At 72.5% G+C, this 24,392-nt stretch carries 20 protein-coding genes and 1 pseudogene; 12 read left to right on the forward strand and 9 right to left on the reverse strand.

Translation table 11 applies throughout. The features are described from left to right. The first annotated feature begins 12 nt into the window (after positions 1-12). Complete coding sequence (locus tag BS75_RS01290; RefSeq protein WP_034086855.1) at positions 13-2,928, forward strand: protease-associated domain-containing protein; 2,916 nt, start codon at positions 13-15, stop codon at positions 2,926-2,928. An 82-nt stretch (positions 2,929-3,010) separates the two neighbouring features. Here BS75_RS01290 and BS75_RS01295 read toward each other — a convergent pair whose 3' ends face one another. From BS75_RS01295 to BS75_RS01305, 3 genes and pseudogenes are all read right to left on the reverse strand, one after another. Further along, positions 3,011-3,256 (reverse strand): hypothetical protein, encoded by a 246-nt coding sequence (locus BS75_RS01295; RefSeq protein ID WP_034086856.1) that lies wholly within the window; start codon positions 3,254-3,256, stop codon positions 3,011-3,013. After that, entirely contained in the window at positions 3,253-4,407 is a 1,155-nt protein-coding gene (locus BS75_RS01300; RefSeq protein ID WP_034086857.1) for an inorganic phosphate transporter, read from the reverse strand. Before BS75_RS01300 ends, BS75_RS01295 begins: the two co-directional genes overlap by 4 nt. 162 nt (positions 4,408-4,569) lie before the next feature. Continuing rightward, positions 4,570-5,649: pseudogene (locus BS75_RS01305) on the reverse strand (family 2 encapsulin nanocompartment cargo protein terpene cyclase); the annotation flags it as partial. Between the two features lie 504 nt (positions 5,650-6,153). Here BS75_RS01305 and BS75_RS01310 point away from each other — a divergent pair. Beyond that, positions 6,154-6,699, forward strand: a complete 546-nt coding sequence (locus BS75_RS01310) for a DUF5994 family protein (RefSeq protein WP_042440028.1) — start codon at positions 6,154-6,156, stop codon at positions 6,697-6,699. A gap of 28 nt (positions 6,700-6,727) precedes the next feature. Here BS75_RS01310 and BS75_RS01315 read toward each other — a convergent pair whose 3' ends face one another. After that, a complete protein-coding gene (locus tag BS75_RS01315) occupies positions 6,728-9,103 on the reverse strand; it encodes a phosphoketolase family protein (protein WP_034086858.1) in 2,376 nt (791 codons plus the stop codon). A 384-nt stretch (positions 9,104-9,487) separates the two neighbouring features. Between BS75_RS01315 and BS75_RS45845 the strand changes: the two genes are divergently transcribed. From BS75_RS45845 to BS75_RS01335, 3 genes are all read left to right on the forward strand, one after another. Next, the gene (locus tag BS75_RS45845; RefSeq protein ID WP_081982037.1) at positions 9,488-11,359 is read left to right on the forward strand and encodes a PAS domain S-box protein; all 1,872 of its coding nucleotides are present in this window, start codon (positions 9,488-9,490) and stop codon (positions 11,357-11,359) included. Between the two features lie 97 nt (positions 11,360-11,456). Further along, positions 11,457-13,067 (forward strand): MFS transporter, encoded by a 1,611-nt coding sequence (locus tag BS75_RS01330; protein ID WP_034086859.1) that lies wholly within the window; start codon positions 11,457-11,459, stop codon positions 13,065-13,067. After that, positions 13,057-13,683, forward strand: a complete 627-nt coding sequence (locus BS75_RS01335) for a TetR/AcrR family transcriptional regulator (protein WP_034086860.1) — start codon at positions 13,057-13,059, stop codon at positions 13,681-13,683. Before BS75_RS01330 ends, BS75_RS01335 begins: the two co-directional genes overlap by 11 nt. 12 nt (positions 13,684-13,695) lie before the next feature. Here the strand turns inward: BS75_RS01335 and BS75_RS01340 are convergent, their stop codons facing one another. Then, complete coding sequence (locus tag BS75_RS01340) at positions 13,696-14,220, reverse strand: universal stress protein (RefSeq protein ID WP_042440025.1); 525 nt, start codon at positions 14,218-14,220, stop codon at positions 13,696-13,698. A gap of 463 nt (positions 14,221-14,683) precedes the next feature. Here BS75_RS01340 and BS75_RS01345 point away from each other — a divergent pair, with 463 nt between their 5' ends. The 3 genes from BS75_RS01345 (at position 14,684) to BS75_RS01355 (ending at position 17,460) form a co-directional block, all read left to right on the forward strand. After that, entirely contained in the window at positions 14,684-15,397 is a 714-nt protein-coding gene (locus tag BS75_RS01345; RefSeq protein WP_152646187.1) for a hypothetical protein, read from the forward strand. A gap of 129 nt (positions 15,398-15,526) precedes the next feature. Beyond that, positions 15,527-16,012, forward strand: a complete 486-nt coding sequence (locus BS75_RS49035) for a hypothetical protein (protein ID WP_034086862.1) — start codon at positions 15,527-15,529, stop codon at positions 16,010-16,012. After that, complete coding sequence (locus BS75_RS01355; protein WP_052069092.1) at positions 16,003-17,460, forward strand: copper resistance CopC/CopD family protein; 1,458 nt, start codon at positions 16,003-16,005, stop codon at positions 17,458-17,460. Before BS75_RS49035 ends, BS75_RS01355 begins: the two co-directional genes overlap by 10 nt. A gap of 7 nt (positions 17,461-17,467) precedes the next feature. Here the strand turns inward: BS75_RS01355 and BS75_RS01360 are convergent, their stop codons facing one another. Next, on the reverse strand, positions 17,468-17,653 hold the full coding sequence (locus BS75_RS01360; protein WP_034086863.1) for a DUF5808 domain-containing protein: 186 nt from the start codon (positions 17,651-17,653) through the stop codon (positions 17,468-17,470). A 304-nt stretch (positions 17,654-17,957) separates the two neighbouring features. Between BS75_RS01360 and BS75_RS01365 the strand changes: the two genes are divergently transcribed. Continuing rightward, a complete protein-coding gene (locus BS75_RS01365) occupies positions 17,958-19,490 on the forward strand; it encodes a glutamate synthase subunit beta (RefSeq protein ID WP_034086864.1) in 1,533 nt (510 codons plus the stop codon). Between the two features lie 50 nt (positions 19,491-19,540). Here BS75_RS01365 and BS75_RS01370 read toward each other — a convergent pair whose 3' ends face one another. Beyond that, complete coding sequence (locus BS75_RS01370; protein ID WP_034086865.1) at positions 19,541-19,738, reverse strand: hypothetical protein; 198 nt, start codon at positions 19,736-19,738, stop codon at positions 19,541-19,543. A gap of 153 nt (positions 19,739-19,891) precedes the next feature. On the opposite strand from BS75_RS01370, the gene BS75_RS01375 reads away from it, so the two are divergent. Together BS75_RS01375 and BS75_RS01380 are read left to right on the forward strand one after the other, a co-directional pair. Beyond that, positions 19,892-21,151 carry an MFS transporter gene (locus BS75_RS01375; protein ID WP_197091883.1) on the forward strand — a complete coding sequence of 420 codons (1,260 nt, stop codon included), beginning with the start codon at positions 19,892-19,894 and terminating at the stop codon, positions 21,149-21,151. A gap of 82 nt (positions 21,152-21,233) precedes the next feature. After that, positions 21,234-21,821 (forward strand): class I SAM-dependent methyltransferase, encoded by a 588-nt coding sequence (locus BS75_RS01380; RefSeq protein WP_034086866.1) that lies wholly within the window; start codon positions 21,234-21,236, stop codon positions 21,819-21,821. A gap of 53 nt (positions 21,822-21,874) precedes the next feature. On the opposite strand, the gene BS75_RS01385 is transcribed toward BS75_RS01380, so the two are convergent. Further along, complete coding sequence (locus tag BS75_RS01385) at positions 21,875-22,744, reverse strand: SDR family NAD(P)-dependent oxidoreductase (protein ID WP_034086867.1); 870 nt, start codon at positions 22,742-22,744, stop codon at positions 21,875-21,877. A gap of 58 nt (positions 22,745-22,802) precedes the next feature. On the opposite strand from BS75_RS01385, the gene BS75_RS01390 reads away from it, so the two are divergent. Then, entirely contained in the window at positions 22,803-23,483 is a 681-nt protein-coding gene (locus BS75_RS01390; RefSeq protein ID WP_034086868.1) for a TetR/AcrR family transcriptional regulator, read from the forward strand. Between the two features lie 65 nt (positions 23,484-23,548). Here the strand turns inward: BS75_RS01390 and BS75_RS01395 are convergent, their stop codons facing one another. Further along, entirely contained in the window at positions 23,549-24,310 is a 762-nt protein-coding gene (locus BS75_RS01395) for a G1 family glutamic endopeptidase (protein WP_052069093.1), read from the reverse strand. Between the last annotated feature and the right edge of the window lie 82 nt (positions 24,311-24,392).

The raw sequence follows: 24,392 nt of genomic DNA on the forward strand, positions 1-24,392 counted from the left end.
GAGAGCGCACACGTGATCGCACGACAGCATCCCCGGTCCTGGCGACGGTTCACCCTGCGCGGACTCGTCGCCGTCGCCCTCGGCCTCGCCGTGGCCCTGCCCGGCGCCGCGAGCGCGGCGAGCCCGGCGGACTCCCACCCCACCGGCGCCCGGACGGCGGTCCCCGGCACCGCGGCCGGGCAGCCGGCCGCCGAGGTCCCGGAAGCGGCCTCGCACGCCCCGGCCCCCGCCCCCGGGCTCCAGCCGGTCGCGCTGCCCGGCCGGTCCGGCAGCTCCTACACCGTCACCCTGCCCACCGGTGACCAGGTCGTGCTCAGCCGGCAGGCCTCCGGCACGTACCTGGCCTCGGCCGCGCCCCGGTCCACGTCCAGGATGACCTTCTCGGTCCTCGGCCGGACGGTCGACCAGGCCCAGGTGTCCGCCCTCCCGGACTCGGCGACGGACTTCATCCAGCTGCACCTGATCGACGCCCGGGCGTTCGACGTGACCTGGCTGGCCGCCCACGGCGACACCGGTGCGGACGCCGTGATCCCGCTGACCGTGCACTACGGCGGCAGCGGCACCGCCGCCGCCCTCACCGCCAGGGCGGGCGCACTGGCCGGCGCCACCGTGGTCCGCGCCGACGCGGGCGACGGGGACGTCGACCTCCAGGTGGTGGCGGCCCGGGCCGGCGCCTTCTGGGCCGCCCTGACCGGCGGCACCGGACGGTCGGCGACCGCGCACGGCACCGCGCGTCCGGCGTTCAGCGGCGGGATCACCGCGGCCTGGCCGACCGGCGACCGGACCCCGGCCTCGCTCGCCCCGGCCGACGCCCCGAGCTCCACCGTCACCTGGACCTTCACCGCCGCCCAGGGCGACGCGGTCTACTGCCCGGTCTTCTCCTGGTTCCAGGGCATCGCGACCGCCACTGCCTGCCCCTACTACCCCGTCCTCATCGGCCTCACCGGGACGGCCGCGGGCCAGACCGCCACCCCGACCGGCGTCACCTGCCTCGACACCAGCCCGTGCAACCGCTACGCGGTGACCTTCAGCGTCCCCAACGGCGTCTACGACGCCCAGGACATGAGCGTCTCGGTCTACCGGCACGGCATGGAGCAACTGGTGGACACCGTCGTGCCGCAGGTGGTGGTGGCCGGGGACAGCACGGTCGACACCGACCTGGACACCGCCGCCAAACTCACCGTGGACACCCCGCAGCCGGCCGTCGACCTGGAGCACTACCTCACCAACAGCCGGGCCACCCCGGGGGTCTACAGCGGCTGGGAGCAGCCCGACAGCTCCGGTCTCGACGAGGCGTGGGCGGTCCCGACCGCACCGGTCACCATCGGCGACTTCCATCTGAGCACCTTCTGGCTGCGCGGCCAGGCACCCGTGTCCGGCTCGATCGGCGGCGGCTCCGGTACCGCCCTCCAGCTGTACTACCCGCGCTACACCGACCTGGACTCCCCCACCTTCAAGCGGTTCTCCGGCACGACCACGGCCCAGGTGGTGAACGTCGGGTACGGCACCGCGGCCGACTTCGCCGGCGTCGACGTCCGGGGCAAGCTGGTGCTGATGCGCCGGGCCTCCGGCATCTACCAGATCCAGTCCGACCAGCTCAGCGCCGCGCTCCAGGCGGGCGCGGCCGGCGTGCTGGTCGATCCGCGCGACGTCGACCCGACCAACCTGCCGGTGGTGCCGGTCGAGCCCGACTGGTGGTGGACCGGCGGGAAACCGGTGCAGATCCCGTTCGCCACGGTCACCCCGGACGAGGCCGCCGCACTGACGGCGCTGCTCGCCAGGGGCCCGGCCACGGTGAGCGTCACCGACCACGGGTACAGCCCCTACTTCTACAACCTGGCGTTCGACCGGGAGGGACGGATCCCGACGGCCCTCCGCTACTCGGTGGACGGCAGCCGACTCGCCCGGCAGAGCACCACCTTCCACAGTTCGCAGCCCGGCAGCGCGACCCAGGTGGAGTCGGTGCTGCACCCCGACGACTTCTTCGCCCTGCTGATCCCCTCGGTGTTCGCGCCGGCCCCCTCGACCGTCCAGGAGTACTACGGACCGGTCTCCCCTGACCTGGTCTGGGACCGGATAACCACCCTGACCACCGCGGCCGGGGTGTCCGGTCCCGACCAGGCGCTGAACGTCTTCGACCGGCCCGGCAGCCGGACCGAGGACTGGTTCGCGGCACCGGAGTCGCTGGGCGTCCCGGCCGTTCCCGACGCCGACTACCGGACCGGAGTGACGCTCGGCCAGCTCTACTTCTGCGCGTTCTGCCGCCAGGGCGACACCTTCTACCCGACGACCTTCCTCACCTCCGGCGCCGACCCGGCGCTGGTGAACAACCCCTACGCCACCTACTCCTTCGCCCCGTCCGCCGTCCACCTCTACCGGGACGGAGTCGAACTGCCGCAGCAGACGGAGGGCACCATGCCCGTCTACCAGCTCTCCGACGGTCCGGCCAGCTACCGCCTCACCGTCGGGGCGGCCGACCTGGACAGCGACTGGACGTTCAGCTCACGGCGCCCGACCGCCGACGCGCTGCCGGAGGCGTTCCGCTGCATGGGCGACTACTTCGGTCAGAGCGGCCCCTGCGACGCCGATCCGCTGATCCAGCTGCGCTACAACGCCTTCGTCGACGCGGGCAACGCGGTGACGGCGGACGCGACGCACCGGATCCAGATCACCCCGTACCTGGGCGCGAACCCGTCCCTGGCCTGTGCCGTCACCAGCTTCACGGTGTGGACCTCCACGGACGGCGGCGGCACCTGGACGCAGTCGGCCGTGTCCCGCTCGTCCTCCGGGGTGTACACCGCCGAGTACCGGGTGCCGTCACTGGCCAGGACCAGCGGCTCCGTCTCCGTCAGGGTCCAGGCCGCCGACGCCGCCGGCGACTCGGTGACCCAGACCTCCTACGACGCCTACCCGCTGACCGCCGGCTGAGCCCGGCGGCCGACCGGCACGGCCGACCGCAGCCCCGCCCCCTCCGGAGGGGGCGGGGCTGCGGTCGCGGACGGCCGGACGGTCAGCTGTGGTTGACGATGACGGCGATGCCCCAGCCGATCGCGGCGAGCACCGCCGCGAAGCAGAGCCCGGCCAGGGCGTAGCCGACCGGCCCGGCCGCGGACCGGCCGGTGGCGGAGCCGCCCGCCGGAGCGGGCGGGCTGAGCAGCCGCAGCCCGATCGCGAACAGGGCCGGCAGGCCGGCCCCGGCGAGCAGTCCGACCACGACGATCTTCCACAGCGCGTTCAGGTTGATCCAGGAGTTCACGAGCCCGCCTCCGTGGGGTGCGGCGCCGGGACTACCGATCCCGTCCATGCGGCGTTGACGTTCTCCGGCGTCACCGCCGGGTGGCGGGAGGCGATGAAGAAGGCGATCGAGGCCAGCACCAGCACGACGAAGATCACCACCACGCCGGGGGTCCCGCCGATCCCGTGGGCGGCCCAGTAGGCCACCGCACCGACCAGGGCGGCGGCCGGCAGCGTGAGCAGCCAGGCCACGACCATCCGGCGGGCGATGTGCCAGCGGACCACGCCGCCCTTCTTGCCCACCCCGGCGCCCAGGATCGATCCGGTGGCCACGTGGGTGGTGGAGAGCGAGTAGCCGAAGTCGGTGGAGGTGAGGATCACCGCGGCCGAGGCGGCCTCGCTGGCCATTCCCTGCGGCGGCTCGATCTCCACCAGTCCCTTGCCCAGCGCCCGGATGACCCGCCACCCGCCGATGTAGGTGCCCAGGGCGATCGCCGCCGCGCAGGAGGCGATCACCCAGGTCGGCGACTTCGCCCCGGTGTGCAGGGTTCCGTTGGCGATCAGGGCCAGCGTGATGATGCCCATGGTCTTCTGCGCGTCGTTGGTGCCGTGGGCGAGCGAGACCATGGAGGCCGAGCCGATCTGGCCGAGCCGGAAGCCGTGCGCGCGCGGGCGTTCGGGGACGTCCCGGGTGAGGCGGTAGACCAGGTAGGTGCCCAGCGCGGCGATGGCCCCGGCGATGAACGGGGAGAGCGCCGCGGGCACGATCACCTTGGAGACCAGGCCCTGCCACTTGACGGCGGAGGAGCCGGCCGCCGCTATGGTCGCGCCCACCACGCCGCCGATCAGCGCGTGCGAGGAGCTGGAGGGGATCCCGAGGAACCAGGTCGCCAGATTCCACAGGATGCTGCCGGTCAGTCCGGCGAAGACCACGGTCAGGGTCACGTCCGTGGTGTCGACCAGGCCGCTGGCGATGGTCGCGGCGACAGCGGTCGACAGGAACGCCCCGGCCAGGTTCAGCACGGCCGAGAGGCCGACCGCGATGCGTGGCGGCAGCGCGCCGGTGACGATCGAGGTGGCCATGGCGTTGCCGGTGTCATGGAATCCATTGGTGAAATCGAATCCCAGCGCGGTGGCTACCACCAGCACCAGAATCGTATCGTTGCCCGTCACAAGCCAGAACCTAGCCCGTCGCCGGACGGGCCCCTGGCTGCTGCGGTCCGGCGCGCCGACTGCGGCGGGTCCGCCATCCGAACGGACCATCGGCCGGGGCGGAGCCCGGAGCACCGATCGCCCGGCCCCGGCGCACAGGGCCGGGGCCGGGCAGCGCGCCGGCTACCAGAAGTCGGGCAGGCTGTAGCGGTTCGTGTTGGTGCAGTGCCAGTGGTGGTTGCCGTCGATCCAGGCGGCCACGCCGCGCAGGAACCGGACCACGGGCGGCAGCGGGTGGGCCGTGGCCGCCTCGGTCGCGGCGGCCTCGAACTCCCGCATCAGCTCGTTGTGGACCTCGACCGCCTTCAGGTAGGCCTCGCGCTCGTCGCACCCCTCGCGCTCGGCGATCACCACCGGCAGGTTCAGGTGCTTGCCCGGGATGGCCAGCTCCTTGGTGTACGAGTACAGGTCGTTGACGATGGTGGTGGCGTTGGAGCCGAGCGCGATCACCCGTTGCAGGGCGGGCAGGGCGTGGAGGTCGGCGGGCAGCTCGTAGCCGTCGACGGTGTCGGTGATGGTCGGGCACGGGCGGAAGTTGTTGAACTGGCGCATCGCCAGGTACTCCCAGACCTCGGGAACGTAGTCCGTCTCGGTCCACGCGGCCTCGGCCAGGTAGCCGAGGTGCAGCCGCGCCATGTCGTGCCGGTACCGGTCCGCCTGGGAGGGCGAGGACGCCTGGGTGAAGTACTGCATGGCGGAGCGGTAGGCACGCCGGGGGGCGTCCGAGTGGAGCGACGCCGCTGCCTCCGGCTGGTACTCCGCCACCGTGTGCAGCGGGTCGAGGGCGATGTGCGCCAGCAGCAGCCGTCCGCCGAGGCCCACCGGCGAGCCGCCGTGGTTCTCGCAGTAGCAGTCGTCCACCGCGTTCTCGGCCGCCATCAGCCGGGCGGCGATCATCAGGTGGTCGATCGAGGGGGCGACCGGGTGGCAGGCGACCATGTAGCGGCCGATGTCGAAGCCGTCGAACTGGTCCTCCCATTCCGGCGGGTACAGCTGGACCTCGTCCATGGCCCACCGCTTGACCCGCCGGCCCACCTCCGCCGACCGCTCGGCATCCGGCTCGGGCACCGGGTGGTAGTACAGGCCGGGGATCGGCGTCCCCGCCCCGGGGGCGTCCACCGGCTCCTCCTCCGGGGCGTCGGGTCGGCCCAGCCGCAGGCCCGACGTGCCGAGACCGCTCGGGCTGCTCAGGATCCGCTCCAGGACCGTGGGATTCACGCCTGCACCGCCTCGGCCACCCGGTGACTCCGGGACCTGACGGGCCGATCGCACTGGTGCGGCCGTACTTTGACAGCGATCCCACTGGGGGACATTGACTACTCCTCACACGCTGCTCCGGTCCGGTGGGCGACCGGACCGTTGGGCGCCGCCGAACAACCCGCCCAGGAGAGTCGGACGTCGGCGACTCCGCTCTATGACTTCACCCCGGAACCGGCCGGCAATCCCCACCCGCCCCGGCGCATCCGCGTGCGGAGCCGGCGCGCACGGCTCCCTCGCGAGCCCGCCTCGGCGGTGGAGTCGCCCCTGCGACCCGCTGCTCGAACGGCGTGACCAGGCCCCGGCCGGTGTTCCGTCCCGCGCGGGCTCACCGCCCGGCGGGACGGCGTAGAGTCGAAGTGCGGAGGACATCTCGCACGCGACCGGTTGTGGCCGCGTCGTCCTCGCGGTGTTCCGGGCGAGTGACCGCCCGGGGTCAGGTTTTCCGCCATGGCGAATTCCACCGAAGACTCACCCTCGATCGCGCTGCACTCCCCCGCGCTGTCCTCCCCCGCGCTGCCGCTGCGCCTGTCGCTGACCCCCGCCGGGGCGCGCTGCCGGCTGGACGGCGCCTGGTGGCCGCGCTCGCGCGACCTGGAACGCGAGCTGCCGTCCCTGGTCGCGGAACTCGACCGGGCCTGGGGACGCATCACTCACGCCACCTTCAACCGGCACCTGTGGCCGGACTCCCCCTACGGGGTGCGGGCCGGATCGCACCAGGTCCGCCTCGGCTGGTTCGACGCCGAGCAGGACCCGGACGAGCTCAGCCTCTTCTCCTACGAGGTCGGCCGCTGGGACCTCCTGGTGGTGCCGCCGGAGGCCGACTCGGAACGCGCCGCCCGGCTGATGGCCTCCGCGTCCCGCTCCGGCAACACGGACACCGCCGCCGCGCTGGTCGAGCCGGACTCCACCGACCGCTGGGGCAAGTCGCGCTGGGACGACACCCGCCCCCGCGACTGGAACGCCGAGGGCGCCACGGTCACGGTCGCGGGCTGAGAGCGCCGGCCGGGGGCGCCGGCGCGGGTCAGTTGCTCCAGCTCCAGTCGGTGACCTCGGGCAGGTCGGTGCCGTGGGCCCGGATCCAGTCGTGGTGCCGCTGGCGGATGTCCACCATCTGCTGGCGCACCCCGGCGGCGCGGACGGCCAGCCCCGGCACCCGGTCGATGACGTCCATGACCAGGCGGTAGCGGTCCAGGTCGTTGCGGACCACCATGTCGAAGGGTGTGGTGGTGGTTCCCGACTCCTTGTAGCCCCGGACGTGCAGGTGCTGGTGGTTGCTGCGGCGGTAGGCCAGCCGGTGGATCAGCCAGGGATAGCCGTGGTAGGCGAAGACCACCGGCTTGTCGGGGGTGAACAGGGCGTCGTAATCGCGGTCGGGCATGCCGTGCGGGTGCTCCTCGGCGGGCATCAGCCGGGCGATGTCGACCACGTTGACGACCCGGACCGACAGGTCCGGCAGGTGGCGCCGGAGCAGGTCGGCGGCGGCCATCACCTCCTGGGTGGGGACGTCGCCGGCGCAGGCCAGGACCACGTCGGGCTCACCGTCCGGGGACTCGGTGCCGGCCCACTCCCAGATGCCGGCGCCCCGGGCGCAGTGGGCGCGGGCCTGGTCCAGGGTGAGCCAGTCGAAGCAGGGCTGCTTGCCGGCCACCACGACGTTGACGTAGTCGCGGCTGCGCAGCACATGGTCGGCCACCGAGAGCAGGGTGTTGGTGTCCGGCGGGAAGTAGACCCGGACGGCTTCCGGGCTCTTGTTCAGGACGTGGTCGACGAAGCCCGGGTCCTGGTGCGAGAAGCCGTTGTGGTCCTGGCGCCACACATGCGAGGTGAGCAGGTAGTTCAGCGAGGCGATCGGTGCGCGCCAGGTGATCCCGCGGGTGGTCCGCAGCCACTTGATGTGCTGGTTGACCATGGAGTCGACGATGTGGACGAAGGCCTCGTAGCAGGAGAACAGTCCGTGCCGCCCGGTCAGCAGGTAGCCCTCCAGCCAGCCCTGGCAGGTGTGCTCGGAGAGGATCTCCATCACCCGCCCGTCATGGGCCAGGTGTTCGTCCACCGGCAGCACCTCCGCCTGCCAGGCCTTGCCGCTGGCGGCGTAGACGGCCTGGAGCCGGTTGGAGGCGGTCTCGTCCGGGCCCACCAGCCGGAAGTCGCGCCGGGCCGCGGTGTCGGCCATCACCTGCTCCAGCAGGTCGCCCAGCACCCGGGTGGGCTCGTGCATCGTGGTGCCGGGCTTGTCGACGGGCACGGCGAACCGCTCCAGCTCGGCGATCGGCAGGTCGCGCAGCAGCAGGCCGCCGTTGGCGTGCGGGTTCGCGCCCAGGCGGCGCTCGCCCTCCGGGATCTGGGCGAGGACCTGCGCGGTGGGCCGGCCCTCGGCGTCGAAGAGCTCCTCCGGGCGGTAGGAGCGCAGCCAGGACTCGAGCTGCGCCAGGTGCTCGGGGTTCTCGTGGATGCCGTCCAGCGGGACCTGGTGGGCGCGCCAGGTGCCCTCGACCGGCACGCCGTCGACCATGGCGGGGCCGGTCCAGCCCTTCGGCGTGCGCAGCACGATCATCGGCCAGTGCACGCGCTCCTGTTCACCGGCGCCGCTGCGGGCCTGCTGCTGGGCGGCGTGGATCCGGTCGACCGCGGTGTCCATGGCGGCGGCCATGGCGCGGTGCACGGCGGCCGGGTCGTCGCCGGTGACGTGGATCGGGTCGTGGCCGTAGCCGCGCAGCAGTTCGTCGAGCTCGGCCTCGGGGATCCGGGCGAGCACCGTCGGGTTGGCGATCTTGTAGCCGTTGAGGTGCAGGATCGGCAGCACCGCTCCGTCGTGGACCGGGTCGAGGAACTTGTTGGAGTGCCAGGACGCCGCCAGCGGGCCGGTCTCGGCCTCGCCGTCGCCGACCACGCAGGTGACCAGCAGGTCGGGGTTGTCCAGGGCGGCGCCGTAGGCGTGCGAGAGCGAGTAGCCGAGCTCGCCGCCCTCGTGGATCGAGCCGGGGGTCTCCGGGGCGACGTGGCTGGGCACGCCGCCGGGGAAGGAGAACTGCCGGAACAGCTTCGCCATGCCGTCCCGGTCGCGGGTGATGTCGGGGTAGGTCCGGGTGTAGCTGCCCTCCAACCAGGAGTTGGCCAGTACCGCCGGACCGCCGTGGCCCGGGCCCCAGACGCAGATCGCGTCCAGGTCGCGGGCCTTGACCACCCGGTTCAGGTGGGTGTGGACCAGGTTCAGACCGGGCGAGGTGCCCCAGTGCCCGAGCAGCCGGGGTTTGACGTGCTCGGCGCGCAGCGGTTCCTGCAGCAGCGGGTTGGCCAGCAGGTAGATCTGACCCACCGCCAGGTAGTTCGCGGCGCGCCAGTGTGCGTCCAGGTCGCTGACCTCGGCGTCGGAGATGCCGGTGACGGTGGTGTTCATGCTCGGGTGGCTCCCTTGGGGCAGACGGCGGACGGGGGCGGAGCGGAAGGGGCTGCAGCCAGACTGCTCCGCGCGGTCCGCGCCACGACAGGGCCGAACGGTCCCCGTCGGCCGGCCCGGTGAGGACCGGTGGTCCCTCACCATGAAACGCGGTCCCACCGGGGATGACCGGGACAACACGCCGTTCCGCCGCGCGGGGCCGAGTTGGGCGACTCGCCCCTCCCCCGCACCTTCGCAATCATTTCTGATCAGTTTCAGTCAGAACAGGTGACAGTCTCGGAGGGGAACCCGATCCGTGGTCAGATATCACCAGCAGTTGACCGGAATGTCTGTCCACTCCAGGCTCCGGCACTGGTGCGGGCGACGCGAGCGCAAGGCGGCACCATGGCGACCACCACCGAGGAACCCTTCCGGGGACTGCTGGAGGCGGCACCGGACGCGATGGTCATCGTCGACGACGCGGGACTGATCCAGCTGGTCAACGCCCAGGCCGAGGCCCTGTTCGGCTACCCGCGCCGGGAACTCCTGGGCCAACCGGTCGAGGTGCTGGTGCCGGAGCGGTTCCGCAGCCGGCACCCCGGGCACCGGCACGGCTACGTCGACACCCGCCGGGTCCGGCCGATGGGCGCCGGACTGGAGCTCTACGGACTGCGCAGGGACGGCACCGAGTTCCCGGTCGAGATCAGCCTCAGCCCGCTGGAGACCCCCGGCGGACCGCTGCTGTCGGCCGCCGTCCGCGACGTCAGCGAACGCAAGGCCGCCGAGACGCTCTTCCGGGGACTGCTGGAGGCGGCCCCGGACGCGATGGTGATCGTCGACGACGCGGGCGTCATCCGGCTGGTCAACGCCCAGACCGAGACCCTCTTCGGCTACCCCCGCGAGGACCTCCTGGGCCAGGACATCGAGATCCTGGTGCCCGAGCGGTTCCGCAGCCAGCACCCCGGACACCGGCACGGCTACGTCGACACCCGCCGGCTCCGGCCGATGGGCGCCGGACTGGAGCTCCACGGACTGCGCAAGGACGGCACCGAGTTCCCGGTCGAGATCAGCCTCAGCCCGCTGGAGACCCCGCAGGGCCCGCTGGTGTCGGCCGCCGTCCGCGACGTCAGCGAACGCAAGGCCGCCGAGGCCACCCTCGCGGAACTCCACGAGCAGCAGCGCCATGTCGCACTCACCCTGCAGCGCAGCCTGATGGGCTCACCGCCGCCGGTGCCCGGCCTGGAGAGCGCCGGCCGCTACTTCCCGGCCCGCCAGGGCGCCGGCGTGGGCGGCGACTGGTTCGACCTGATCGCGCTGGGCACCGGACACGTCGGCGTCCTGATCGGCGACGTGATGGGCCGGGGCCTGGAGGCCGCCGCGGTGATGGGCCAGTTACGCTCGGCGGCCCATGCCCTGGCCAAGACCGGCATGCCGCCGTGGCAACTGGTGCAGGCCCTGGACGCGGTCGTCAGCGAGCTCCCCGACCAGTTCGTGACCTGCTGCTACCTGGTGCTGGACCTGGACCTCGCCGAGCTGACCGTGTGCTCGGCCGGGCACCTGCCCGTCCTGCTGGTCGACCCCGACGGGCGGGCCGGGCGGCTCCCGGTGCCGGTGAGCGTCCCCCTGGGCGTCGGCGAGGTGCCGCACCAGCAGACCACCCTGGCCGTCGCGCCCGGCTCCGTCCTGGCCCTGTACACCGACGGCCTGGTGGAGACCCCGCACAGCGACATCGAGCTGCAGGTCGACGTCCTGACCGCGGCGCTGGAGAAGGCCGTCGCCGACTGGCCCGACCTGGAGTCGGCCGCCGACTCCGTGCTGGCCACCCTGCTCCCCGACCCCGACGACTACGCCGACGACGTGACCCTGCTGCTGGCCCGGATCCCGCGGACCCCGGCCACCACCGCCTGCACGGAGCTGGCCGCCGTTCCCGCCGGCGTCGGCCGGGGCCGGCACTTCCTGCGCCGCACCCTGGACGCCTGGAACCGTCCCGACCTGGCCGACACCGCCTGCCTGCTGGCATCCGAACTGCTCGCCAACGCCGTCCGGCACGCCGGCGGCCCGTTGCGGCTGCGGCTGCGCCTGGACGGGGAGGAGCTGAGCGTCGAGGTCCGCGACTCCAGCCCGGCCGTCCCGCATGCCCGGCACGCGGGCCCGGAGCAGGAGTCGGGCCGGGGCCTGCTCCTGGTCCAGACCCTGGCCACGGCCTGGGGCACCCGACCCGACGGCGAGGGCAAGACCGTGTGGTTCTCCCTGGCCCCGGGCGAGGGTGAGGGCTGAGCGGACCGACCGGAGTTACGAGACTCTGAGGTCTCGGAAATGGTGCTACTCTTTTCGAGACCTCGAAGTCTCGTAACTCGATGAATGGAACACCCTCATGTCCGCCCCTGCTGTCGACCCCACGGTGCACCGCCGCCGCTGGCTGATACTCGGCGTCCTCGTGCTGAGCCTGCTGGTCGTCGTCCTCGACTCCAGCATCCTCAATGTCGCGCTCAAGACCATCGCCGACCCGGTGAAGGGGCTCGGCGCCTCCGAGACCGACCTTGAGTGGGCGACCAACGCCTACACCCTGGCCTTCGCCGGGCTGCTGTTCACCTGGGGCGTCCTGGGCGACCGGATCGGCCGCAAGAAGATGCTGCTGATCGGCATGGTGGTGTTCGGCATCGCCTCGCTGGCCTCGGCGTACTCGCAGTCGCCGGGCGAGCTGATCGGCGCGCGGATCCTGATGGGCGTCGGCGGTGCGGCGGTCATGCCCACCACTCTGGCGATCATCTCCAATGTCTTCGAACCCAAGGAGCGCGCCAAGGCCATCGGCATCTGGTCCGGCGCGGTCGGCATCGCCATCGCCATCGGCCCGATCACCGGCGGCGTGCTGCTGGAGCACTTCTGGTGGGGTTCGGTCTTCCTGGTCAACATCCCGATCGTGGCCGCGGCGCTGCTGCTGATGTTCTTCCTGGTCCCCGACTCCAAGAACCCCGAGCCGGGCCGGTTCGACCCGGTCGGCGTGCCGCTGTCCATCGCCGGCATCACCGCCTTCGTCTACGGCATCATCCGGGCCGGCGACATCGGCTGGCTCAAGCCCGAGGCGCTCGGGATCATCGCCCTCGGCATCGTGTTGCTGGTGCTGTTCGTGCTGTGGGAGCGGAAGACCGACCACCCCGCCCTGAACGTCAAGCTGTTCCGCCACCGGGGCTTCTCGGCCGCGGTCGCCGTCATCGGCCTGGTGTTCCTGGCCCTGATGGGCATGACCTTCTTCCTCTCCTTCTACATGCAGGCGGTGCGCGGCTTCTCCCCGCTGAAGTGCGGCGTACTGCTGATCCCGCTGGCCGTGGCCCAGCTGATCTTCTCCTCCCGCAGCGCGGGCCTGGTCAAGCGCTTCGGCCACAAGGCGGTCACCGCCGGCGGCATGGCCCTGGTCACCCTCGCCCTCGCCTCCTACTTCTTCGCCGGCACCGACTCCCCGATCTGGGTCCTGGAGATCGCCCTGTTCGTGATGGGCATGGGGATGGCCAACGTCATGCCGCCGGCCACCGCCGCGGTCATGGCCTCGGTCCCGCGGGAGAAGGCCGGCGAGGGTTCGGCCATCAGCAACACCGTCCGGCAGGTCGGCGGCGCACTGGGGGTCGCCGTCCTCGGCTCGATCCTCACCTCCGCCTACCGCACCAGGATCACTCCGGTGCTCGACGGCGTCCCGCAGCTGCACTCGGACCCCGGCACGGTGAAGGACCTGTCCAGCTCGATCACCGCCACCCAGGCGTTCGTGGAGAAGGTCGGCCCCAGGGCCGACGCGCTGCTCGAACCCTCCAAGGACGCCTTCGTCCAGGCCATGCACCTGGCCGTGGCCGGCTCGGTGGTCATGGGCGCCATCGGCGTGGTCATCGCCCTGCTCTGGCTGCCCGGCCGCAACCCCCTGGCGCAGGGCGGACCCGCGGCGCCGGCGGTCCCCGCCCAGGCCCGCACCGAGGAGAAGGTGCCGGTTGTCGACTGACACGCCCCCGCCGCACGACCGCCCCACCCGGGGGCGGCCGCGCAGCGCGGACTCCGAGCACGCGATCCTGCGGGCCGCCCTCGACCTCCTGGACGAGGGCACCGACCTCGGCGCGATCAGCATCAACGCCATCGCGGCGCGCGCGGGCGTCGGCAAGAACACCATCTACCGCCGCTGGCCCAACAAGGACGCGCTGCTGGTGGACGCGGTGGCCTCGCTCAACCCCGCCTTGCCGGACCCCGACCGGGAGAGCGTCAGGGAGAACCTGATCCTGCTGCTCAGCGTGCTGGTCACCCGGCTCCAGGACACCAGGGCCACCAGCATCCTCAACGGGATGATGGCGGCCGGCCGGGAGTACCCGCAGCTGCGCGAGCGCTACTACGCCGACGTGGTGGAGCCGCGTCGCGAGGTGACCCGCCGGGTGATCAGGGCCGGGCTCGCCTCCGGGGAACTGCGCTCGGGCCTGGACGCGGACAGCATCGCCTACCTGCTGACCGCATCCCTGATCTGCCGCTCCATCGAGGGCGTCGCGATCGAGGGAGCCCCGGAGGACGTCGCCGCCCGGATCGTGGACGTGGTCCTCTTCGGCATCTCCCGGGCCGAACCGGAGCAGTGACCGGCCGCTCCGTCAGGCGGCGACCGGCGTGAGCGCGCGCTGCGCAGTCGTGTCGGCGTCCGCCCGGGCGGACGCCTCCCACGCCGGCTGCAGCTCCGAGGGGGGAACGGCGACGACGGTGCAGTGGGCGTGGGCCAGGCAGTAGCGGCTGACCGAACCGTGGAACAGCCGCTGCAGCCGGCCCTGCTTGCCGGTGCTGACCACCAGCAGGTCGTCGGCCCGGTCGGCGACCTCGACCAGCGCACGGCCCGGCTGCTCGTCGCGCACCAGCACCGGCTGGACCCGAAGCCCTGCGGGGTATCCGCCGAAGGACTCCACGAACGCAGCGTCCAGCCGCGCCTGCGCCGCCTGCTCCCACACCTTGAGCAGCGGCGGGCACGGGTGGGTGCGGTAGGCGAACTCGCCACCCACGGGGTGCCAGGCCAGTACCGGAACCAGGACGGCGTCGCGGCGCCGCGCCTCCCGCGCCGCGCGCTGGAACGCGGCGCGGCTGGCCGCTGACCCACTGACGCCCACGACGACCCGGTGCTCAGCCATGCTGTTCGCTTCCCTCTGTACCGTCCGACCGGCCGACGCCGATCCGACTTCGATTCCTTGGCAAGACAGCCGCGCTGCCCGTGAATTCATTGGACACCCGAGCAACATGCCACGGAACCGTCCTTGACGCCCCCCTAACGGACAGAGCCCGGCCCTTGACGACAGCTTGATCCCTACCGAACCGCGGCAGCCGGCCGCCGGGGGTCGGTCCAGACCTAATGGACTAGACCTAATTGGTCCAGACCCTTGACGCGTCCAAAACACAGTGCAAACGTACAACTGACCCTGCAGTGAGGCGCGTTGGAAGAAGTGCCGTCTCGTGGCGTACCCCCTCTGCTCCGAGCCGGCGAGTCAGCCGAGGCCGTCGAAGCGGCGTTCACACTGCTCTCGCGGTATCTCTGGCGCACCCTGGCGCGCCCGCTGTGGGTCGTCCGTTCCCCGCGACAGAAGGGATCGATCCACCATGCGCACGAAATCGACCAGACGTGGGTTGGGCGTCGGCCTCGCCACCGTCCTGCTGCTCGCCGGAGTCACGGCGTTCGCCTACGGGGGCCCGGCCGCCGCCGACGCCAACACCACCACCGCCGTGAGCGCCGGCCCCGCCGCGTACACCCAGGCGGTCCCCACCGGGCAGCCCTCGCAGTACAACACGCCGCTGGAGCGGTGTGCCAACGGCGTCGACTACCCGCTCAGCGGCGCCAACCCGATTCTCGGCCAACCGCTCACCACGCAGTTCACCAGCAACGTGGGGCTGTCGGAGTACGTGACCTTCAGCGGCAACCAGTACTACGGCGACTGGCAGTTCGTCTTCACCAACACCTCCGACGAGGTGCTCTCGACGGACTGCGCGGTGCTGGTCTTCCGTGCCCCGTCCGGTTCGGACGACCACAGCTACTCCAGCACCCAGGCGTACGGCCACCCCCAGGAGGACTACCTGGAGGTGCCGCGCGGCGACGGGACCTCCTTCTACATCGTCAGGCTCGACTTCCACGACGTGCCGCTCAGCCAGCGTCAGGTCTCGCCGGGGCAGTCCTTCACCTACGAGATCGGCGGCATCCCGAGCTCCGCGATCACGCTGGACCAGATCCGTGACTCGCTGGCCTTCACCGCCGACCTCACCCTGCAGGCCAACCAGGCGCTGATCGAGCACTACGGCACCAACCGACTCACCAACTAGGCCGGCGCAGCCCCGCCGACCACGCTCGGGGCGGGTCCCGACCCGACCCCCGCCCCGAGCCCGTTCCGCGCCCGGCCGCGCCGACCGGCACTGACGACCGGCACTGATGACCGAGAGTGGGAGTCCACCTTGCGCCGCCAACCCCATCGGCGAACCCGCACCCGGGTCGGCGCCGCGGTGCTCGTCACCGTGGTCGCCGGCTGCTCGGGCCTGCCCCGGCACAGCAGCCCCGCCGCCCCGCCCCTGCCGCAGACGCTGCAGGCCGACTCGGTCGCCTCCGAGGAGTTCGGGCTGCTGGCCGGCGGCGGCTGGGCGCAGGCGTGGGACCTGTGGGCCGAGAGCGCCCGCCAGGTCATGAGCCAGGCCGACTTCGTCCGGCTGAACACCGAGTGCCGGCCGGCGCTCGGCACCCCCTACGTGATCGACGACAGCGTCAAGGTCGACTCGACCACGGTACGGGTCGACTGGCACCGCGCTGCCGCCACCGGCAGCAGCACCCTGGTCTACCAGGCCGGGAAGTGGCAGTTCGTCCCGGACCCGGGCTCCTTGGCGGACTACCGGCTCGGCGTCGAGAAGCTGGTCGAGCGGAGACGGGCGGCGGACGCGTGTCACTGACCCCGACGCGGGCACCGCTACGGCGCTGCGCCGTCACCTTCGCGCTCGCCCTGGCCCTGGCCCTGGCCGGACTGCTCGCCCTGGCCGGTCCGGCCTCGGCACACGCGGACCTCGTCTCCTCCTCCCCCTCGGACGGGGCCGTCGTCGCCGAGGAGCCCGGGCAGGTGACCCTCGTCTTCTCCGAGGCGGTGACGCTGAGGCTGAGCTCCGTCAGAGTGATCGGGCCCGACGGGCGGCGGCTGGACATCGGAGTACCGCAGACCGTGGGTTCCGGCGCCGAACGGATCGCCGTCGACCTCGCCGCCGATCCGCATCGGGGCACCTTCGTCCTGGACTGGCGGGCGACCGCCGCCGACGACGGGCACACCACCTCGGGCGCGCTCACGTTCTCGGTGGGCGCGCCCAGCCGGACCACGGTGGTCAACGGCTTCGGAGCCCCCGACCGGGTCACCGACGCGGTCCTCGACCTGGCGGTCTGGACGGGTCTGGCCGGGCTGGCCCTGCTGGTCGGATCCGCGGCGATCCGTCTGCACTGCCTCCCGGCAGCCGGAGCGGGCGCCGCGCCGGCCCCACCGTCGGCGGCCGAGGGGAACAACGGGACCAGCGCTGAGGACCGGACCGTCCTTCGCTGGCCCGCCACCGTCGGCTGGACGGCCCTGCTCGCCGGGACGCTGGTCCAGCTCTTCGCCTACGGGCCCTCCACCCAGGGGAAGTCCCTCGCGCACCTCCTGGACCGGCCGCTGCTCGCGGCGACCCTGTCCACCCACGAGGGGCACACCCTGGTCGCCCGGATCATCCTGCTGGCCCTGGTCGCGATGGTCGGCGAGCTGCTCCTGCGCCGCGGCCCGGGCCCGGGCGCCGTCGCCGGAGCCGTGGCGGCCGCGGTGCTGACGCTCGCCCTCGCCGCCACCTGGAGCGGGATCAGCCACGCGTCGAGCGGAACCCTCGTCCCGCTCGCGCTCATCGTGACCACGCTGCATGTCACCGCGATGGCGGTGTGGGCCGGCGGGCTGTTCACCATCGCCGTCCTGCTGACCCGCAGTGGGCGTGGCGCCCGCGGACCCGATCCGGAGCTGGGGACCACCACCGCGCGTTTCTCCCGCCTCGCGCTGGGCTCGGTGGTGGTGTTGGCTGCCACCGGCCTCTACCAGGCGTTCCGGGAGGTGGGCAGCTTCGCCGCCCTCACCGGCACGCCCTACGGCAAGCTGCTGCTGGTCAAGACGGCCGTGTTCCTCCTGGTGATCGCCGTCGCCGCCGGGTCGCGCACCCTGGTGTCACGCTCCCGCGAACGGAGCACCGTGGCGCTGCGACGCTCCGTCCTGCTCGAACTGGCCGGCGTCACGGTGGTCCTGGTGCTCACCGTCCTCCTGATCGGCAACGCCCCGGCCCGCGAACCGCACCGGCCCGCGGCAACCGGCGCGGACAGCCGCCCGACGCGACTGCGGTGAGACCGCTTCAGCCCCTGGGCGCACCGGCGATCACGGCGATGGCGATCGGAAGTGCGAACAGCAGCCACGACACGGGGTGGGCGAAGTTCAACGTGCGGCCGAAACCCAGTCGCTTGGGCACCAGAATGCGGCGGTCGTCCCGGTTGAAATAGAACTGGCCGGCCTTCCAGTGCCGATCGTCGTCGCCGCTCACCTTCGGTCTCCCCGCATCGTGATCGAGCCGTGCGCGCTGCTTCCTCCGATTGTGCCCGGTGGGCGACCGCGCACACCCTGCCCGGACCAGGGGACTCCACCAGGCTCCGGGACCGCTACGACGTCGCCGGGCCCGATGCGGCCCTGCCCGGGTGGGCCGGCCGCCGGCGCCGTATCGTGGTGAGCAGGGTGCGGTGCTCCTGCGACGTCGCGGTTGCCACCCGGCTCGCTCGCCGGGCGAGTCCCCGGACGGTGGCGGGCAGCACGCCGCACCGACCGGATTCCTCGGGTGCTTGGAGCCCGCCATGGCCGACGCATGGGGCTTTCTCACAACTCCACGCCGCAACTGGCCGCTGCGTCCCGTTCCCGAACGGGTCGGTGACTGGCAGGACGTCCACGTGCCGGGAGCGCTGCTGCCGATCATCGGCGCGCAGGCGGGGCGCTGCATGGACTGCGGCATCCCCTTCTGCCACAGCAGCTGTCCGCTGGGCAATCTGATCCCCGAGTGGAACCAACTGGTCGAGCAGGACGACTGGGCGGCGGCCAACGAGCGGCTGCACGCGACCAACAACTTCCCCGAGTTCACCGGGCTGACCTGCCCCGCCCCCTGCGAGACCGGCTGCGTGCTGGCCATCAACGCCGATCCCGTGACGATCAAGAACGTTGAGGCGGCCATCGCCGAGTACGCCTGGGAGCACGGCTGGGTGCGCCCCCTGCCGCCGGAGCAGCACTCGGGACGCACGGTCGCGGTCATCGGTTCCGGCCCCGCCGGGCTGGCCTGCGCCCAGCAGCTCACCCGGGCCGGGCACACGGTGGCCGTGTACGAGCGGGACGACCGTCTGGGCGGCCTGCTGCGCTACGGCCTCCCGGCGTTCAAGCTGGAGAAGCACCAGGTGGACCGGCGGATCGAACAGATGCGGGCGGAGGGGACGGTCTTCCGTCCCGGCGTCGCGGTCGGCGTCGACGTCGACGGTGCGGAACTGCTGGCGCGCTATGACGCGATGGTCGTCGCGGTGGGAGCCACCGCCGCCCGCGAGCTCCCGGTGCCCGGGCGTGAGCTGGCCGGCATCCACCAGGCGATGGAGTTCCTGCCGCCGGCCAACCGCGTCCAGGAGGGCGACTACCTGCGGTCCCCGCTGAGTGCGCAGGGCAAGGACGTGGTGATCGTCGGCGGCGGCGACACCGGCGCCGACTGCCTGGGAACGGTGCTGCGCCAGGGAGCGGCCTCGGTGGTGCAGCTGGACATCAGGCCGCGACCGGGTCAGGACCGCGCGCCCGAGGATCCCTGGCCCACCTATCCGCGCATCCACCGGGTCTCGCCGGCCCACGAGGAGGGCCGCGACCTGGCCTGCCTCGGGTCGACCGACGCACATGCCCGGGCCGCCTCACCCGACGGACAGCCCGACGACGACCGTGACGTGCGGGTGTTCGCCGCCTCGACCGTGGAGTTCGAGGGCGACCGCGAGGGCCGCGTCCGCGCCCTGCGCCTGGCCGACGCCGAGACGGGGACGCGCCGGGCCCTCCCCGGCACCGAGCGGGTGATCCCGGCCGAGCTGGTCCTGCTGGCCCTGGGGTTCACCGGCCCGGAGCAGCACAACGGCCTGATGGCGCAGCTCGGTCTGGGCCTGGCCGACAGCGGCGCCTTCGCCCGCGACCCGGACTTCGCCTGCGCCAGGCCCGGGGTGTTCGTCGCGGGTGACGCGGGCCGGGGCCAGTCGGTGATCGTCTGGGCGATCGCCGAGGGCCGGTCCGCGGCCGCCGCGGTCGACCGCTACCTGACCGGCAGCACCACCCTGCCCGCCCCGGTCCGCGCCTCGGACCGGCTCCTCGCCGTGTGACCAGCGCCTCGCCGTATGACCACCGGCCGGGGCACGGCCGGGGCGCGTCCTCAGCGCGAGGGCGAACCGTCGCCCGGCACGGCGGACGCCGTGACGCCGCTGCCCACCGGCTGCGGTGCCACCCCCTGTTGGTGAGCGCCCTGGGTGAAGATCCAGGCCAGCGCGGCAGCGGCAATGATAATCCCGCCCGCTCCCGCCAGCCGAGGATCCACCAGCGGGCTGCGGCCCGGCTCATCCTTGTCGTCCACGGTCCCGATCGTACCGACCGAATACGACGCGGCGTCAGCGGAGGTTCCCCCAGGCGCCGTTGGGCAGCTCCGCACCCGTGGCAGCCAAACCCGGATGGATACTGTCCGAGTCTGCTATAACTCGGACATCAACCATCCGAGATGGAAGTGGACATGACCGACACTCAAGATCAGCCGCAGTCGGCGGCCGCCCCGGCGAGCACCGCGCCCCCGTCCGCACCGCCCAGGGCCGTCCTCGGCCTCGCCGCCCTGGCCCTGTTCGTGGCCTCGGCCAACCTGCGGCCGGCCATCGCCGCCGTCTCCCCCCTGGCCGACCGGATCCAGGCCGGCCTCGGCCTCGACTCCATCGGCGTCTCCCTGCTCACCGCCCTCCCCACCCTCGCCATGGGGCTGTGCGCGCCCCTGGCCGCCGCCGTCGGCCGCAGGATCGGCCTGCACGCCGGGGTGCTGCTCGGGCTCACAGTGATCGCCGTGGGCTCGCTGGCCCGTGGCGCGGCCGCGACCACCTGGCTCCAACTGAGCTGTGCGGCCGTCGTCGGTGGTGGGATCGCGATCGCGCAGACCCTGCTGCCCGCCGTCGTGAAGACCCGGTTCGCCTCCAGGGCGAGCCTGGTCACCGGCCTCTACACGGTTGGTCTCGGCCTCGGCGGCGCGGTGGCGGCGGGCGTGAGCGCCCCGCTGGCCGACGCCTTCGACTCCTGGCCGGGCGCACTGGCCTCCTGGTCGGTCCTGGCGGTCGCGGGCATGGCGGTCTGGCTCGCCGCGAAGCGGTCGCTGGACCTGGACAGCCTGGCCGGCCCCGGCGGACCGGTGACCAAGGGCCTGCCCTGGCGCAGCTCCACGGCCTGGTGCATCACCGTGATCTCGGCCGGGAACTCCGCGCTGTACTACTGCGAGCTCACCTGGATCGCGCCACTGCTCCAACATGACGGCGGGCGCAGCGCGTCCGATGCCGGATTCCTGCTCACGGTGATGATCTCGATCCAGGTCGTCGCCATGCTCACCGTGCCCATGCTGCTCGGCGAGCGGATCGACCGGCGGATCGGCCTGATCGGCACCTCCCTGCTGACCGGCATCGGCTTCCTCGGCTTCGCCCTCAGCCCGGGGGCCGGCGCCTGGGTGTGGCTGGTGGCCATGGGCATCGGCCACGGCGGGCTGTTCACCCTGGTGCTGACCCTGCCGGTGTCGGCCGCCCGGAATCCGGTCCAGGCCGGACGGTTCAGCGCCATGGCGTTCTTCGTCGGCTACGGCTGCGCCGCCGTCCTCCCGGTGGTCGTCGGTGAACTACGGGACGCCACCGGGAACTTCCGGGTCGCCTTCACCGTACTGGCGGCCGTCGCCGCGCTGCTGGTGATCCCCATGTGCCGGATGTCGCCCCGACGGTTCGCGATGGCCGATCCGGCCGCGGACTGATCCGAACCGCCGTGCGGCCACCCGGTGGGCTCATATATCTTGACATGAAGAACCTCGTCATCAAGATACCCAGGAGCATCCGATGGACGCCAAGACCCTCGACGCCTACGAGCGGGACGCGGCCGGGTACGCGGAGGACTGGCACACCCAGCCGACCGACAGCGAGCTGCGCGAGGCCGTGCGCAGCCACTTCCACGTCGGGCCGACCGCCGACATCGGCTGCGGCGCCGGCCGCGACACCTCCTGGCTCGCCGAGGCGGGCTTCGCGGCCGTGGGCTACGACGCCTCGCCGGCCCTGCTGACGGAGGCACGGCGGCGCCACCCCGGCGTCCCGTTCGAGCAGGCCGCGCTGCCGGAACTCGCGGGCGTCGCCGAGGGATCGTTCCAGAACGTCCTCTGCGAGACGGTCATCATGCACCTGCCGCCCGAGGAGCTCGCCCCGTCCCTGCGGCGCCTCACCGCGATCCTGGTGCCGGGCGGGACCCTCTACCTCACCTGGCGGGTCAGCCCGGGGGCCGGCCTGCGCGACGAGCACGGCCGCCTGTACGCCGGCTTCGACGCGAAGACGGTCCGGGACTCGCTGGGGCCGCACACCGTCCTGGTCGACCAGGAGGTCACCAGCGAGTCCTCGGGCCGGACCATTCACCGCCTCATCGTGCGCACCGCCTGATCGTGCGCACCGCCTGATCAGGCGTCCGCCCGGGTGGCCCCCGCCCGCCCGCGTCAGTGCGCCGGGTCGGCGGGGAACGCGACCGGGTAGGACTCGGCGAAGTCGGCCGAGCGGGCGACCTCGCGCCACTTCAGGTCGTCCGCCAGGAGCTGCCGGTCCAGGGCGATCGAGGCCTCCGCCGCATGGACGCCCAGGGGCAGGTGGTGCGGGATGTCGCGGCGCTTGGCCAGCTGCACGAGGATCCCGGCGGCCCGGTCCGGATCGCCGGCCGGGCCGTCGCCGTTCTGCCGCAGCCGCGCGTTGACCGCGCCGACCGTCTCCGCGTACGCCGCCGGGATGTCGTGGACGACCATCGAGGAACCGGCCCAGTCGGTGCGGAATCCGCTGGGCTCGACGACCAGCACCTTCACCCCGAACGGGGCGGTCTCGGCACGCAGCACGCGGCTGAAGCCGTCGATGGCGAACTTGGCCGCCTGGTACGAGGCGATGCCCGGGGAACCGCCGACCCTCCCGCCCACGGAGGAGAACTGCACCACCAGGCCCGACTTCTGTTCCCGCAGGATCGGGATGGCGGCCTTGGTGACGTTGTACACGCCCCAGAAATTCGTCTCGAACTGGGCACGGAAGTCGGCCTCGTCGGCGGTCTCGATCGGCGCGACATTGGCGTAGCCGGCGTTGTTCACCAGCACGTCGATCCGGCCGAAGCACTGCTGCGCCTCGGCGAGGGCCGCCCGCGCGGCCGCCGGGTCGGTCACGTCGAGCGCGATCGGGCGGATCCGGTCGCCGAAGCGCTCGACCAGGTCGGCCAACTGCTCGGGGCGGCGGGCCGTCGCGGCCACGAGGTCGCCGGCTTCGAGCGCCGCACGGACAAGGGTGCGGCCGAAGCCGCGGGAGGAGCCGGTGATGAACCAGGTCTGTTGCATAGACTTAGTAAAACGCCGTTGCGGTAATAGTGCAACCCTGTTCCGCTATCCTCATGGGGTGGACACCTCGGAGTTTCAGCGCGCCCGGTCACCGGAGGCCAAGCGCCTGCGCGAGACCGCGATCCTGGACGCGGCGCGGGAACTCGGCCGCGAGCAGGGCATCAGGAACGTCACCCTGACCGACATCGCCGCCGCAGTGGCGATGCACAAGTCGGCGCTGCTGCGGTACTTCGAGACCCGCGAGGAGATCTTCCTGCGGCTGACCGCGCAGGGCTGGGCGGAGTGGTCCGACTCGCTGTCGGCTCGACTGCGCGCGGCCTCCGATCCGGGCCCGGCCCCGGCATCCGTCGCGCAGGCGTTCGCGGCCACCCTCGCGTCCCGGGGGATGTTCTGCGACCTGCTGGCCCAGGCGCCGCTCAACCTCGAACGCAATGTCTCGCTGGACGCGGTCCGCACCTTCAAACTCGCCACGCTCGCCGCCCGGCAGCCGATCGTCGCAGCCCTGCGCGAGCGGCTGCCCGCCCTGAGCGAACAGGAGCACGGCGACCTGATCGCGACGGCCGTCGCACTGGCCGGGGCGATGTGGCAGATCGCGAACCCGGGCCCGGAGGTCGCCGCGCTCTACCGCAGCGACCCCCGGCTCGCCCACGCCGTCGTCGACCTCGAACCCCGCCTCGCCCGGATCCTGACCGCGACGGCCGGCGGCATGTCCGGCCGGCCGGGCGACGTCCGGGCCTGAGCCGGACCGGGGTAGCGCCGCGGTCCGGCCGGTGGCGTCGGTCGAGCGGCATCAGCCGTCCAGCGTCAGGCGTGCAGCCAGCCGACCGGGAAGGAGGTGCCGTCCAGGGCGCCGTCCTGGGTCAGCAGCACCCCGTTGCGCTCCAGGTTGGTGCTGTTGACCGTCCCCGCGCCGGCGAACGTACCGCCGTTGGCGGTGACGTCGGTGAACTGGATCGAGCTGAAGTCCGGGCAGGGCGGGATGTCCTGGCTGCCTATCGCCTCCACGATCACCTCGGCCGAGCTGAGCGCGGCCGACTTCAGCGACTTGGTGTAGGTCTTGGTCCAGCCCCGGGTGGGGTCGGCCAGCACCAGGGTGAAGGAGCCGCTGCCGTTGGTGACGACGCTGGAGGTCATGGTGTCCCCGGCCTCGATCGGCTCGGAGAAGTAGATGGAGTTGGCCGGGTACATCTCGACCCACGGGTTGTACTGCACCTGGCCGGACTTGGTGCACACCGCGTCCAGCCCGATCTGCTCCACCGTGCTGCTGGTCCATCCGTCCAGTCCGGACCAGAAGGAGATGTCGCCCGCGGTCGCCGAGCAGTTCAGGGCCGGGACCGTCCAGTTGCCGGTGACGGAGTGGTAGGTACCGCCGGTGACGGCGTAGCCGCCCCAGCTGTTGTCGGCCCCGGCATGGCGAACCAGGCTGTGGGCCGGACCGGTTGACGGTATGCCAGTTGTCGACCCGGTGGCGGGGCGCTCGGTCGCCGCGTTGGCGGCGGCCGGGCTGCCCAGGGCGACGAGGGTTGCACCTATCACGAGCAGGCAGGCGGAGGCGGTCTTTGCCATGGGGGTCTCCCTGATGACCGTGCGCGGGGTGTGCGCGGCGGAGTGCCGGACGGAGCGAGCCACAGCCTTCTACATTGAAGTG

It is taken from the genome of Streptacidiphilus albus JL83 (assembly GCF_000744705.1).
Taxonomy (GTDB): domain Bacteria; phylum Actinomycetota; class Actinomycetes; order Streptomycetales; family Streptomycetaceae; genus Streptacidiphilus; species Streptacidiphilus albus.